The organism is Streptomyces sp. NPDC003247 (assembly GCF_042888135.1).
Lineage (GTDB): Bacteria > Actinomycetota > Actinomycetes > Streptomycetales > Streptomycetaceae > Streptomyces.
In genome coordinates, this window is record NZ_JBIAPF010000004.1 from 728,840 (window position 1) to 741,177 (window position 12,338).

16 protein-coding genes and 1 riboswitch are annotated in these 12,338 nt (G+C 73.1%); of the genes, 9 read left to right on the forward strand and 7 right to left on the reverse strand.

Going from position 1 to position 12,338, the window contains the following annotated elements; genetic code table 11:
• Window positions 1–8: 8 nt before the first annotated feature.
• A complete protein-coding gene (locus tag ACFYWQ_RS16870) occupies window positions 9–311 on the reverse strand; it encodes an urease subunit gamma (RefSeq protein WP_389517112.1) in 303 nt (100 codons plus the stop codon).
• 132 nt (window positions 312–443) lie between these two features.
• The gene (locus ACFYWQ_RS16875; protein ID WP_389517114.1) at window positions 444–1,073 is read right to left on the reverse strand and encodes a TetR/AcrR family transcriptional regulator; all 630 of its coding nucleotides are present in this window, start codon (window positions 1,071–1,073) and stop codon (window positions 444–446) included.
• A gap of 116 nt (window positions 1,074–1,189) precedes the next feature.
• On the opposite strand from ACFYWQ_RS16875, the gene ACFYWQ_RS16880 reads away from it, so the two are divergent.
• On the forward strand, window positions 1,190–2,203 hold the full coding sequence (locus tag ACFYWQ_RS16880; RefSeq protein ID WP_389517116.1) for an ABC transporter permease: 1,014 nt from the start codon (window positions 1,190–1,192) through the stop codon (window positions 2,201–2,203).
• A 160-nt stretch (window positions 2,204–2,363) separates the two neighbouring features.
• Here the strand turns inward: ACFYWQ_RS16880 and ACFYWQ_RS16885 are convergent, their stop codons facing one another.
• A complete protein-coding gene (locus ACFYWQ_RS16885; protein WP_389517119.1) occupies window positions 2,364–2,645 on the reverse strand; it encodes a type II toxin-antitoxin system Phd/YefM family antitoxin in 282 nt (93 codons plus the stop codon).
• Window positions 2,646–2,709: 64 nt separating this feature from the next.
• Here ACFYWQ_RS16885 and ACFYWQ_RS16890 point away from each other — a divergent pair, with 64 nt between their 5' ends.
• From ACFYWQ_RS16890 to ACFYWQ_RS16900, 3 genes are all read left to right on the forward strand, one after another.
• Window positions 2,710–3,345 (forward strand): ATP-dependent Clp protease proteolytic subunit, encoded by a 636-nt coding sequence (locus ACFYWQ_RS16890; protein WP_389517121.1) that lies wholly within the window; start codon window positions 2,710–2,712, stop codon window positions 3,343–3,345.
• 6 nt (window positions 3,346–3,351) lie between these two features.
• Window positions 3,352–3,660 carry a hypothetical protein gene (locus ACFYWQ_RS16895; protein ID WP_389517122.1) on the forward strand — a complete coding sequence of 103 codons (309 nt, stop codon included), beginning with the start codon at window positions 3,352–3,354 and terminating at the stop codon, window positions 3,658–3,660.
• A 339-nt stretch (window positions 3,661–3,999) separates the two neighbouring features.
• A riboswitch (cyclic di-AMP (ydaO/yuaA leader) is annotated at window positions 4,000–4,211 on the forward strand.
• A gap of 3 nt (window positions 4,212–4,214) precedes the next feature.
• A complete protein-coding gene (locus ACFYWQ_RS16900) occupies window positions 4,215–4,688 on the forward strand; it encodes a C40 family peptidase (RefSeq protein WP_389517124.1) in 474 nt (157 codons plus the stop codon).
• 478 nt (window positions 4,689–5,166) lie between these two features.
• Here ACFYWQ_RS16900 and ACFYWQ_RS16905 read toward each other — a convergent pair whose 3' ends face one another.
• Window positions 5,167–5,625, reverse strand: coding sequence for an ATP-binding protein (locus ACFYWQ_RS16905; protein ID WP_389517126.1), 459 nt, complete (start codon window positions 5,623–5,625; stop codon window positions 5,167–5,169).
• 212 nt (window positions 5,626–5,837) lie between these two features.
• Here ACFYWQ_RS16905 and ACFYWQ_RS16910 point away from each other — a divergent pair, with 212 nt between their 5' ends.
• Both ACFYWQ_RS16910 and ACFYWQ_RS16915 read left to right on the forward strand, forming a co-directional pair.
• A complete protein-coding gene (locus ACFYWQ_RS16910; RefSeq protein ID WP_389517128.1) occupies window positions 5,838–6,698 on the forward strand; it encodes a helix-turn-helix domain-containing protein in 861 nt (286 codons plus the stop codon).
• Window positions 6,699–6,707: 9 nt separating this feature from the next.
• Window positions 6,708–6,950, forward strand: a complete 243-nt coding sequence (locus ACFYWQ_RS16915; protein ID WP_389517130.1) for a DUF397 domain-containing protein — start codon at window positions 6,708–6,710, stop codon at window positions 6,948–6,950.
• An 80-nt stretch (window positions 6,951–7,030) separates the two neighbouring features.
• On the opposite strand, the gene ACFYWQ_RS16920 is transcribed toward ACFYWQ_RS16915, so the two are convergent.
• Window positions 7,031–8,158, reverse strand: a complete 1,128-nt coding sequence (locus ACFYWQ_RS16920) for an 8-amino-7-oxononanoate synthase (protein WP_389517132.1) — start codon at window positions 8,156–8,158, stop codon at window positions 7,031–7,033.
• Between the two features lie 149 nt (window positions 8,159–8,307).
• On the opposite strand from ACFYWQ_RS16920, the gene bioB reads away from it, so the two are divergent.
• The 3 genes from bioB to bioD are packed head-to-tail and all read left to right on the forward strand — an operon-like array spanning window position 8,308 to window position 11,595.
• Window positions 8,308–9,543: a biotin synthase BioB gene (gene bioB, locus ACFYWQ_RS16925; RefSeq protein ID WP_389517134.1), complete on the forward strand. Its 1,236-nt coding sequence runs from the start codon at window positions 8,308–8,310 to the stop codon at window positions 9,541–9,543.
• On the forward strand, window positions 9,536–10,816 hold the full coding sequence (locus ACFYWQ_RS16930) for an adenosylmethionine--8-amino-7-oxononanoate transaminase (RefSeq protein ID WP_389517136.1): 1,281 nt from the start codon (window positions 9,536–9,538) through the stop codon (window positions 10,814–10,816). Before bioB ends, ACFYWQ_RS16930 begins: the two co-directional genes overlap by 8 nt.
• 2 nt (window positions 10,817–10,818) lie before the next feature.
• On the forward strand, window positions 10,819–11,595 hold the full coding sequence (bioD, locus tag ACFYWQ_RS16935; RefSeq protein WP_389517448.1) for a dethiobiotin synthase: 777 nt from the start codon (window positions 10,819–10,821) through the stop codon (window positions 11,593–11,595).
• Between the two features lie 29 nt (window positions 11,596–11,624).
• Here the strand turns inward: bioD and ACFYWQ_RS16940 are convergent, their stop codons facing one another.
• Window positions 11,625–11,999: a fic family toxin-antitoxin system, toxin component gene (locus ACFYWQ_RS16940; RefSeq protein WP_389517137.1), complete on the reverse strand. Its 375-nt coding sequence runs from the start codon at window positions 11,997–11,999 to the stop codon at window positions 11,625–11,627.
• A 4-nt stretch (window positions 12,000–12,003) separates the two neighbouring features.
• Window positions 12,004–12,306, reverse strand: a complete 303-nt coding sequence (locus ACFYWQ_RS16945; protein ID WP_389517139.1) for a toxin-antitoxin system HicB family antitoxin — start codon at window positions 12,304–12,306, stop codon at window positions 12,004–12,006.
• Window positions 12,307–12,338: the final 32 nt, after the last annotated feature.

Consider the following 12,338-nt stretch of genomic DNA (forward strand, 5'->3'; position numbering starts at 1 on the left):
GGCCCCTCTCAGACGATCGGGTCGTGGACGGTGACGAGCTTGGTGCCGTCCGGGAAGGTCGCCTCGACCTGGACGTCGTGGATCATCTCGGGGATGCCCTCCATGACGTCGTCGCGGGTGAGCAGCTTGCGGCCGGAGGCCATGAGCTCGGCGACCGTCCGGCCGTCCCGTGCGCCTTCGAGGATGTGCGCGGTGATGAGGGCGACGGCCTCGGGGTGGTTGAGCTTCAGCCCGCGGGCGCGGCGCCTCTCGGCGACGTCGGCCGCCACGTGGATCAGCAGCCTCTCTTGCTCGTGCGGCGTCAGTTGCACGTCCCACCTCACATCCTCGCTCCGGACCTTGCGGGGCCCGGTTGCCGCGGCCACGGGGGAAAAGTCCCAGGTGGCGTGAAGGGCAGGCTAGTTGGGCCGCGTTTCACGCACGTTACCCGAGCGGTGTGATCATCAGGCTTCGGGGTCGGTGCCCGGCATGCTCATCAACGCGCGCAGACCGTCCCGCAGGACGTCCACCGAGGTCGGCCCGAACAGGGACTGCTGGGCGATGAAGCCGAGGACGGTGGCGATCATCGTGCGGGCCACGTGGTCCGGCGGTACGTCCGAGCGCATCGTCCCGGCCGCCTGGTGGGCCTCGACGATCCGCGCCCACGCCGCGCGCACGACGGTGTAGCCCTCGCGCAGGACGTCCGCGAGGGTGTCGTTGCGCGGGATCTCCGACCAGACCTGGACGACCAGGCGCGGGAAGGCGGGGACGCCGTCCACGGTGAGGGACTCGCGCAGGCCGAGGGTCCGGTCGAGGACGGCGGGGACGAGGCGGTCGGGCGGCGGGGGCGGGCTCTGCTCGGCCGCCGCCTCGAAGGCGGCCCGGACCTCGCCCAGCACCTCCGAGACGATCGCGGCGATCAGCTCGTCCTTGCCGCCGAAGTACCGGTACACGGCGCCGGCCGAGAGATCGGCCTCCTTCAGGACGTCCTGCATGGAGGTGGCGTGGAAGCCGTTGCGCGCGAAGCAGAGCGCGGCGGCGTCGAGGATCTGCCGGCGGCGGGCGTCGAGGTGGGCCTGGGATACGCGTGCCATGGCCCAAAACTAAAACGAACGTTCCTTCTTGACAAGCGCCCCCGGTCGGCGCACGGTGGTGACAGAGCTAAAACGAACGATCCTTCTTTTTGGAGTCGGAGCCGGAGGAGATCCCCATGAACACCGCTCCCGCCCCCGCCACCAGGGCTCCCGCCCGGCGCGCGATCGCGGTCGTCGTCCTCGTGCCCGTGCTCGCGGCGCTCGCCCTGTGGGCCTTCGCCTGGCCGGCCGCCCGCACCGCGCCCCGCGACCTGCCGCTCGGCGTGGCCGGCCCCGAGGCCGCGATCACCCAGGTGGAGAAGGCCCTCGAACAGCACGAGGGCGCCTTCGAGATCCACCGCTACGACGACGAGGCCGCGGCCCGCGCCGCCGTGGCGGACCGGACGGTGTACGGCGCCGTGGTCGTCACTCCCCAGGGCCCCGAGCTGCTGACCGCGTCGGCCGCGAGCCCGGTCGTCGCCCAGCTGTTGCAGCAGGCGGTCGACCGGCAGGCCGCGGCCGACGGCACCGTCGTCCGGACGGTGGACGTCGTCGCCGCCTCCGCGAACGACCCGCGCGGGGCGGCGCTGAGCGCGAGCGTGCTCCCGCTGGCGCTGGCCGGCATCGCGGCGGGCGCGGTGGTGACCCTGCTCGGCCTGCGCGGGGTCCGCGCCGCGCTCGCACTGGTCGGCACGGCCGCCCTGGTGGGCCTCGTCGCGGCGGCGCTCGCGCACAGCTGGCTGGGGGTGCTCGCCGGGGACTGGTGGGCGGAGGCGGCGACGTTCGGTCTGTCGACGCTGGCGGTGAGCGCGGCCGTGGCCGGGTGCGCCGCCCTGCTGGGCCCCGCGGGCATCGGCCTGACGGCGTTCGTCCTGATGTTCCTCGGCAACCCGTTCTCCGGGGCGGCCTCGGCGCCGGAGATGCTGCCCGAGCCGGTCGGCGCGATCGGCCAGTGGCTGCCGCCGGGCGCGGGGACGACGCTGCTGCGCTCGGTGTCCTTCTTCGACGGCGCGGCGGCCACCGGCCCCGCCCTGACCCTCACCTGGTGGGCCGCGCTGGGCCTGGGAGCGGTGCTGCTCGGCGACGCGCTGAAGGGCCGCGCGAGGAGCGCCGCACCGGCCGCCGGCCGGGAGGCCGCACTCGCCGGCTGACCCGCCCACCGAGGAGGCCGCCCCCACCGGCGACCCAGCGGCCTGACGGCCCGGCCCGCCGCCGGAACCCTCGCCCGACCGTGCGTCCTCCGCCAAGTCGGAGGGCGCACGGTCCCGCGTGTCCGGCCGCACCCGCCTTGGCGCGCCCGGACGCGGCCGTCTATCGGTGGTTCGGTCCCCGGTGCTCGGCCGCGATCCCGAACCGCTGCTGTTCGCGGGGAGCCGAGGCCGCCGCCTCGCGGACCGCGGAGACGGAGCTGATCACCTGCTCGTCCGCCGGGGCGTCGAGCGCGTCGAGCCGTTCCAGGTCGGCGGCGGAGACCAGGGCGACGAGGGGCTTGCCGTGCCGCGTCACGACGACGCGCTCGCCGCCGTACACCACCCGGTTGATCAGGTCGGCGAGCTCAGCCCTGGCTTGCGTCACCGGAATCTCGTAGGCCATGACCCCATTCTAACGTCACGTACGTCCTGTACATTTTTTACAGACGCCGAAGGAGGGGGTTCCCATGACCCGACCGTCCGCCCGCCATGTCCTGCCCGAGTTCACCGAACGCACCGGCTCGGGGCACCGGACACTGGACCCGTACTCCAAGCTGCTGGAGGAGCGCATCGTCTTCCTGGGCACGCCGATCGACGACACCGCGGCGAACGACGTGATGGCCCAGCTCATGTACCTGGAGCACCGGGACCCCGACCGGGACATCTCGCTGTACGTCAACTCCCCGGGCGGCTCGTTCAGCGCGATGTCGGCCGTCTACGACACACTGCGGTACGTCACCTGCGACGTGGCGACCGTCTGCCTGGGCCAGGCCGGCTCGTCCGCCGCCCTCCTGCTGGCCGCGGGCACACCGGGCAAGCGGTCCGTGCTGCCGGGCGCGCGCGTGGTGCTCCGCCAGCCGTCGCTGCCGGAGCCGGTGCGGGGGCAGACCGGCGATCTGGTCGTCCAGGCCCGGGAACTGGCCCGCACCCGCACCCGCCTGGAGGAGATGCTCGTACGGCACACCGGGCGCCGTCCGGAGCAGGTGGGCGCCGACCTCGAACGCGACCGGATCCTCGACGCCCGCCAGGCCGTGGAGTACGGCCTGGCGGACCGCGTGGTCCCGGCCCGCAGGGCTTCCGGCGGCCTGCCGGGCGAGGGGTGAGCCGCGATGCTGCCTCCCGAGCTGCCTCCGCTGCCCGCGCTGACCCGGGCCGAGGCCGAGCTGATCGACCGTTACCTGGAGGTGGTCGACCTGCTCGGCCGGATCAACCCCGCCCGCGACGGCGACACCTACCGCGGACTGCGCGCCGCCCAGGCACTGGTGGGCAGGGCGACCGCGCTGCGCGACGCGCTGACGCTGATGCACCAGCGGGGCGAGAGCGAACTGCACGCGCCGACGCTCGCGCGGGCGCTGCGCGTGCTCGACGGGGAGCGCCGCACCGCGCGCGTCACGATGCCTCCGCTCCCCGACCGATGACGTACGGGTGTCCCGACGGCTCCGTGTTCGCCGAAAGCGTGACGCGCGGACCCGAGTTGAAACGGACCGAACGGCGTACCCCCGGGCGGCCCATCCTCGACTGCTTTTTCCAGCCCACAGCGGTTGCGCGAAATGAGGGGCACCGCGCCGGAACGAACGGTTCCAGTGCTGGTCGGGGGGTATGTCGCCGCCTTGACACCTGACCCGCCATCAGGGTGTCCACCCGAACGGGTGAGTGGTGAGTAACCCCACAAATCCCCGGTTGCGTTGGGATTTTCGGACATCGGTGCGCCAAGATCCCTGACTGACGACAAGCCCCCGCCACAAGCGGCGGGGCGGTCCGGGCGGACGCCGAGTCCTGCCGCCGCCCGGATGACCGGTCGACAGGAGTGCATCGGCAGGAGTGGAGGACCCAAGCACGACGGGTCGCCGGAGCGGTCGCCCCATGACCGGACCGAGCAGCCCTTGGGGTGAAGCCGCAGCAGCGGCCGGGCAACTTCGCCAGCCCGAATCCGACAGGTCATCCTTCACAGGCGGCTGACGAAGGGTTGCGCATGACTGCGCTGAATCGTGTCCCGTCGCTCATGGCCCGGGCCGGCACGGCCTCGGCCTTCGCCATCGCCGCCGTGGGCGGCTCGATCGTGGTCCCGGGTGTCGCCTCCGAAGCGGCGGCCGCCACCCCGGCGACGAAGGCACTCCAGATCGCGGCCTCCAAGAAGGGTTCGCCCTACCGGTACGGGGCCGCCGGGCCGAACAGGTTCGACTGCTCCGGGCTCACGCTGTACTCGTTCAAGAAGGCGGGCAAGAAACTGCCTCGTACGGCGGCCCAGCAGTACAACAAGACCACCCACATCTCGGCGAGCAAGCGCAAGGCCGGGGACCTCGTGTTCTTCCACTCGGGGTCGTACGTCTACCACGTCGGGATCTACGCCGGTAAGGGCAAGATCTGGCACTCCCCGAAGACCGGGGACGTGGTGAGGCTGCAGAAGATCTGGACCAAGAGCGTCTGGTACGGCCGGGTCAAGTGACCCTCCGGGGGCGGTGGCGGCGTCCCTGACGCGCCGCCACCGCCTCCGGAGCCCGCCTCCGGAGCCCGGGGCGTGGGGGCCGTCAGGCGGCCGTTCGCGCCGCCTGCGCCACGCCCAGGGCCGTCACACGGCCGTTCACAGCCGCCCGCAGCCCACCCACAGCCGTTACAGGCCTTCACAGCCCTCCGGCAGCCGCCGAGCCTCGCCCGCCCCCGCCTCTGCCGGCCGAGCGCGCGGCCCGCGCTCACGCCCTCCCGACATCACCCGTTCGGCGGACATCCACGCCCGCACCCCGCACACCACTCGTCCGGCGGACAGCCCCACCCGTGCGGCCCGCCGCCTCCCCGCGCACCTCCCCTGGCCCCCGCACGTCCCCGAGTCCCCCACAGCCGTCCGCCACCCGCCCCCGCCCCCGCACACCCTCCACGCCCCTCACCGCTCCACGCCCCGCCACGCCCCGCCAAGGAATCCGAGCGGGTCAAGGTTCCTGTTGGCCCGCCGTCGCCACCGGCTCCACGGTCAGCGTCCACGGCAGGTCGACGCAGATGGTCTTGCCGCCCTCGCGGGTGGGGCGGACGCGGAGTCTGCCCCCGCACTCCGCGGTCAGCCAGCGGATGATCACCAGGCCACGGCCGTTGTCCTGCTGGACGGCGGCCGGCAGGCGCCTGGGGAAGCGCGGGTGGCTGTCGGTGACGCCGATGCGCAGCAGCTCGTCCCGGTCGAGCCGGAGGTCCACCCGGAAGGTGGGCGACTGCCCGAAGGTGTGCTGTACGGCGTTGGTGGCGAGCTCGGAGACGATGAGGCGGACGGTGTCGGCCGTCTCCGCCTCCGCGGGAAGACCCCATCCCCCCAGCGTGGTCAGAACGAACGCGCGAGCCGTGGACACCGATGCGGGATCGCTCGGCAGAGTGAGGGATGCTTCCAGATGGTCTGCCATGGCGATGCCGTCCCTTTCCCACGGGACCGGAGTCCGACACGGTGCGGATGGTTCGAGTACGGTCCCGGACTGGTGCTTCGTCGCCAGATTGCCATCAGCGGGCCGCCACCGGTGGCGATCCACCAAGATGTGCATATATCTGTCGCTCGATGCGGTGAACTCTGCCACGGCAGAGCGTATTTGGACGGCTCGTAGGGAGTAAGGAGAACTCCATGCAGCACGGTCCCGCGGTGCGCCGCCGGAAACTGGGCGCCGAACTGCGGGCCCTGCGCGCCCGCCTCGGCCTGACCAGTGGGGAGGCGGCCCGGCTCGTGGGCTGGCACCAGTCGAAGGTGAGCCGGATCGAGACCGGTACCAGCGGTACGAAACCCGCCGATGTGCGGTTACTCCTCGACGCCTACGGCGTGTCCGACCCCCAACTGCGTGAGTTGATGCTGGCGTTGGCGGGGTCCACCGACAGCGGCGGGCGGGATCACTGGGTGCACGCCTACCGCGGCGTGCTGCCGCCCGCCTACCGGGACTTCATCAGCCTGGAGTCGCAGGCGAGCGCGATGCGCACCCTGGAGACGACCGTGGTCCCGGGGCTGCTCCAGACGCCCGAGTACGCGCGGGCGGTGACGAGGGCCGCCGTCGAGGGAGCCGACGAGGACCAGTTGGACACCCTGGTGGAGGTGCGGCTGGCCCGCCAGGACGTCCTGCGCGCACAGCCGCCGCTGACCCTGAACGCGGTGCTGGACGAGGCCGTACTGCGTCGGGAGGTGGGCGGCCCCGAGGTCATGGCGCGGCAACTGGACCGGCTCGTGGAGGCGGGCCGGCTTCCCCAAGTCACGCTCCAGGTACTGCCGTTCAGTGCCGGAGCTCATATCGGAGTCACAGGTTCTTTCGTTATCTTCTCGTTTACGAACACTTCTGATCTGGATGTGGTTGTTCTCGACCACTTGACGAGTAGCCTCTATCTCGAACGGAAAGAACACCTCCAGGCCTACACCGAGGCCTTCGACGCCCTTCGGGCGCACGCCCTTTCACCCGAGGACACACTGGAATACATCGCCGCGAAAGCCGCCGGCACGTAAGGAGGCACCATGACTGCACTGCCTCGGAACGTACCCTCCAGTACCGACCTGCACGACCGCCACCGTCCGCAGGGCCTGCGGTGGCTGCGCAGCAGCTACAGCACGGGAGCCAACAACTGCGTGGAGACGGCCCGCCCGGAGACCGGACCGTGGGCCGGCCTGCTCGCCGTACGCGACTCCAAGGACCCGGCCGGACCCGCCCTGCTCTTCTCCCCCGAGAGCTGGACGGGCTTCACGGCCACGTTCCGCTGACCTTCGTCCGGAACGTCCGGAATCGCGTCCGGACCCCTACCCCCCACCCGTATCCCGGCGCCCGGCCGTGTCACGCCGACTCATGGTCGTGTCTCGCCGATCACTCGTACAGCGCGTTCGATCTGCGCCTCGGAGAGGTCCGCGCGGGCGGTCAGCCTCAGGCGTGAGACGCCGTCGGGCACGGAGGGAGGACGGAAGCAGCCGACGGTCAGACCTGCCGCCCGGCAGTCCGCCGCCCAGCGCACCGCCCGCTCCGGGGACGGGGCACGCACGGAGACGACCGCGGCGTCCGGACGCACCGCCTCCAGACCCGCGGCCGTCAGCCGCGCGTGCAGGTCGCCCGCGACCGCACGCGCGCGTGCCGCGCGTTCCGGTTCGCGGCGCAGCAGCCGCAGGGCCGCCAGGGCCGCGCCCGCCGCCGCGGGGGCGAGGCCGGTGTCGAAGATGAACGTCCGGGCCGCGTTCACCAGGTGCTCGATCACCCGCGCGGGTCCGAGCACCGCCCCGCCCTGGCTGCCGAGCGACTTGGACAGCGTGACCGTGACGACGACGTCGCCGGCACCGGCCAGCCCCGCGGCGTGCGGGGCGCCGCGCCCGCCGGCGCCGAGGACGCCGAGCCCGTGGGCGTCGTCGACGACCAGCCCGGCCCCGTGCTCCCGGCACACCTCGGCGAGGGCGGCCAGCGGCGCCGCGTCGCCGTCGACCGAGAACACCGTGTCGGAGACCGTCAGCGCCGGGCCCGGGTGCGTGCCGAGCGCCTTGCGCACGGCGTCCGGGTCGGCGTGCGCGACGACCTGGGTGGTGCCGCGGGCCAGCCGGCAGCCGTCGATGAGCGAGGCGTGGTTCCCGGCGTCCGAGACGATCAGGGTGCCGTGCGGGGCCAGCGCGGTGACCGCCGCCAGGTTCGCGGCGTAGCCGGAGGAGAGGACCAGGGCCGCGTCGAAGCCGCAGAAGCCGGCCAGTTCCCGTTCCAGCTCGGCGTGGAGTTCGGTGGTGCCGGTGACGAGACGGGAGCCGGTGGCACCGGCGCCCCAGGTCCGGGCGGCCCGCGCCGCGCCCTCGGTGACCTCCGGATGACGGGCCAGGCCCAGGTAGTCGTTGCTCGCGAGGTCGAGGAGCGGCGAGTCGGCCGGCCGGGGACACAGGGTCCGTACGAGTCCGGCGCGGCGGCGCAGCTCCGCCTGCTCGTCGATCCAGCCGAACGCCATGGGGCCCTCCGGTGATTTTGTAGGTAGCGGACAGACACTAGCGGCAGGTGTGGCCGCCCATGGTGTGGCAATACCCACACGTCGAAGCGGGCGTGTTGTGTGATCCCTACCTTGGCCCGGAGTGGTCCGGTACGACAGGATCGGCTCTCATGGACCTGCTGAACACGCTGGTGGACAAGGGGCTTCGGCGCGAGCTGCCGACCCGTGCGGAAGCGCTGGCCGTCCTCGCGACGTCCGACGACGACCTGCTCGACGTGGTGGCCGCGGCCGGCCGGGTGCGCCGGCACTGGTTCGGGCGACGGGTGAAACTCAACTACCTCGTCAACCTCAAGTCGGGGCTGTGCCCCGAGGACTGCTCCTACTGCTCCCAGCGGCTCGGCTCCACCGCCGGGATCCTCAAGTACACCTGGCTCAAGCCCGACGAGGCCTCCGAGGCGGCGGCCGCGGGGCTGGCCGGCGGGGCGAAGCGGGTGTGCCTGGTGGCGAGCGGGCGCGGTCCGACGGACCGGGACGTGGACCGGGTCTCCGAGACCATCAAGGCCATCAAGGAGCGGAACGAGGAGGTCGAGGTGTGCGCCTGTCTCGGTCTGCTCTCCGAGGGACAGGCGGAGCGGCTGCGCGCGGCGGGCGCCGACGCCTACAACCACAACCTGAACACGTCCGAGGGGACGTACGCGGACATCACGACCACGCACACGTACGCCGACCGGGTGGACACGGTGCACAAGGCGCACGCGGCGGGCCTGTCCGCCTGCTCCGGGCTGATCGCCGGCATGGGCGAGAGCGACGAGGACCTGGTCGACGTGGTCTTCTCGCTGCGCGAGCTGGACCCGGACTCGGTCCCGGTCAACTTCCTGATCCCGTTCGAGGGCACCCCGCTCGCCAAGGAGTGGAACCTCACCCCGCAGCGGTGCCTGCGCATCCTGGCGATGGTGCGGTTCGTGTGCCCGGACGCCGAGGTGCGCATCGCGGGCGGACGCGAGGTCCATCTGCGCACGATGCAGCCGCTCGCGCTGCACCTGGCCAACTCCCTCTTCCTGGGCGACTACCTCACCAGCGAGGGCCAGGCGGGCCGGGCCGACCTGGAGATGATCGCGGATGCCGGCTTCGAGGTGGAGGGCGCGGGACAGGTGACGCTGCCGGAGCACCGCGTCGCCGCCGGCGGCGACGGCGGGGGCTGCGGGGGCGGCGGATCGCACGGGAACGCCGGGTGCGGGTCGCACGGCAGCGCCGGGTGCGGAGCGCACGAGGGCGCGGGCTGCGGGTCGCACGAGGCGGGCGACGTCTGCGGCTCCGCTCCGGTGGCGGCGGCCGGCGAGCCGCGCACGGACCTGGTCGCCGTACGCCGCCGGGGTGCCGGGACGGACCTCGCGCCCAATGCCTGACCCGAACGTGCCGGAGCTGCTGGACCTCGACCGGCGGCACGTGTGGCATCCGTACGGTCCGATGCCCGGCCGGGCCGAGCCGCTCGTCGTGGAGTCGGCGAGCGGGGTCCGGCTGCGGCTCGCCGACGGCTCGGGCGAGCTGGTCGACGGTATGGCGTCCTGGTGGTCGGCGATCCACGGCTACAACCACCCGGTGCTGAACGAGGCCGTGCGCGCGCAGCTCGGCCGGATGAGCCACGTGATGTTCGGCGGGCTCACCCACGAGCCCGCCGTACGGCTGGCGAAGCTCCTCGTCGACATGTCGCCGGAGGGGCTGGAGCACGTCTTCCTCGCCGACTCGGGGTCGGTGTCCGTCGAGGTCGCGGTCAAGATGTGCCTCCAGTACTGGCGTTCGCTGGGCCGGCCCGGCAAGCGGCGGCTGCTGACCTGGCGCGGCGGCTACCACGGCGACACCTGGCAGCCGATGTCGGTGTGCGACCCCGAGGGCGGCATGCACGACCTGTGGGCCGGGGTGCTGCCCCGTCAGGTGTTCGTGGACGCGCCGCCCGCCGACCACGACGAGGCGTACGCGGAGCGGCTGCGCTCGGCGGTCGAACGGCACGCCGACGACCTGGCCGCGGTGATCGTCGAGCCGGTGGTGCAGGGGGCCGGCGGGATGCGGTTCCACTCCCCCGCGTATCTGCGGGTGCTGCGCGAGGCGTGCGACGCGCACGACGTCCTGCTGGTGTTCGACGAGATCGCGACCGGGTTCGGGCGCACGGGCGCCCTGTTCGCGGCGGAGCACGCCGCGGTGACACCGGACGTGATGTGCGTCGGCAAGGCGCTGACCGGTGGTTACCTGACCATGGCGGCCACCCTGTGCACGGCACGGGTGGCCGACGGGATCTCGCGGGGCGAGGTCCCGGTGCTCGCCCACGGCCCCACCTTCATGGGGAACCCGCTGGCGGCGGCCGTCGCCTGCGCCTCGATCGAGCTGCTGCTCGGCCAGGACTGGCGCACGGAGGTCGAACGGATCGGGACCGGCCTGCGGGAAGGGCTGGCCCCCGCCCGGGAGGTGCCGGGTGTGAAGGACGTGCGGGTCCTCGGGGCCATCGGTGTCGTCCAGCTGGACCACGCCGTCGACATGAAGGCCGCCACGGCGGCCGCCGTACGGGAGGGCGTGTGGCTGCGGCCGTTCCGCGACCTCGTCTACACGATGCCGCCGTACGTCACGGACGACGCGGACGTGGCACGGATCGCGCGCGCGGTGTGCGCCGCGGCGCGGGAGGGATGAACATGCCGATCCTGGTGATCACGGGGACGGGTACGGAGATCGGCAAGACGGTCACGACCGCGGCCCTCGCCGCGTCGGCGCTGGCGGCGGGCCGGTCGGTGGCCGTGCTGAAGGCCGCCCAGACCGGCGTACGGCCGGACGAGCGCGGGGACGCCGACGAGGTCGCGCGGCTCGCGGGCGCCGTCACGACCGCCGAGCTCGCCCGCTACCCCGACCCGTTGGCGCCGGCGACGGCCGCCCGGCGGGCCGGCCGGGAGCCGGTGCGTCCGCGTCAGGTCGCCGAGGCCGCGGACAAGCTGGCCACCGAGCACGACCTGGTCCTCGTCGAGGGCGCGGGCGGGCTGCTCGTGCGCTTCGACGAGACCGGCGGGACCCTGGCCGACGCCGCGGAGATGCTGCGGGCGCCGGTGCTGGTGGTGGCTTCGGCGGGCCTCGGCACGCTGAACACCACCGACCTGACGGCCCGTGAACTCCGGCGCCGTGGCGTGGAGCTGCTGGGTGTGGTGATCGGCAGCTGGCCCGGCTCCCCCGATCTGGCGATGCGGTGCAACGTCACCGACCTCCCGGAGGTCGCGGGGGCCCCGCTGCTGGGGGCGCTGCCCGCCGGCGCCGGGTCACTGACGCCCGCCGACTTCCGCGAGCGGGCGCGGGGCTGGCTGGCGCCGCGCCTGGAGGGGACGTGGGAGGCGGAGGCGTTCCGCCGGAACGTGGCGGATGCGACAGAGGCGGCGAGCGCGGCGGGTGCTTACGGTGCGTCAGGTGCGGCGGCTCAGGTCTGAGGGCGCCGGCCTCCGGTACGGACGGAGCCTCACCGGCTCCACTGGCGCAGCTCCCGGGCGATGTCGTGCACCGACGCCTCACCGCTCTTGACCAGGCGGGCCAGGTCGCGGACCTGCTCGGGCGAGGTGACGACCTTCACCCCGCTGGCCACCAGGTAGGCGTAGGCGACGGAGCAGGCGAAGAGGGCGTTGGAGCGCTCCAGCGCGGGGACGTGGAGGAGGAGCTGGAGCAGCGACGCCGCGCGGGCGTGCGGGGTGTCGTAGACGGGGACGTCGAAGATCTCGGCGCGATGGCGCGCCACCGCCGCGACCAGGGCTCCCCAGTCGGTGACCTGGGGGTCTCCCGGTGTCTTCTGCTCGGCGAGCATGAGCAGCCAGGCGAGGTCGATGGTCAGGTCGTCCAAGGGTTCAGCGGCCGCCTTCGTGCGTGCCGCTCCCGGCCGTGCGGCCTTCGACTGCGCGGCCTTCGACTGTGCGGCCCTCGGCTGCGCGGCCCTCGCGGGCGGCGCCGAATTCCTCGGCGAAGACGGTCTCGTACTGCTTCATGAAGTCGGCCGCGGCCTCCACGAAGGTGTGGCCCGCCTCGCCGGTGTCCTGCCGGACCAGCTCTTCGATGTAGCGGTTGACACTCATGCCGCGCGCGGTGGCCTGCTCGCGGGCGGCGCGGGCCGTACCCTCGTCGACGCGGACGTTCAGCTGGGTCTTCGCCATACCGTCGACGCTAGCGCCGGGACGCTAGCACC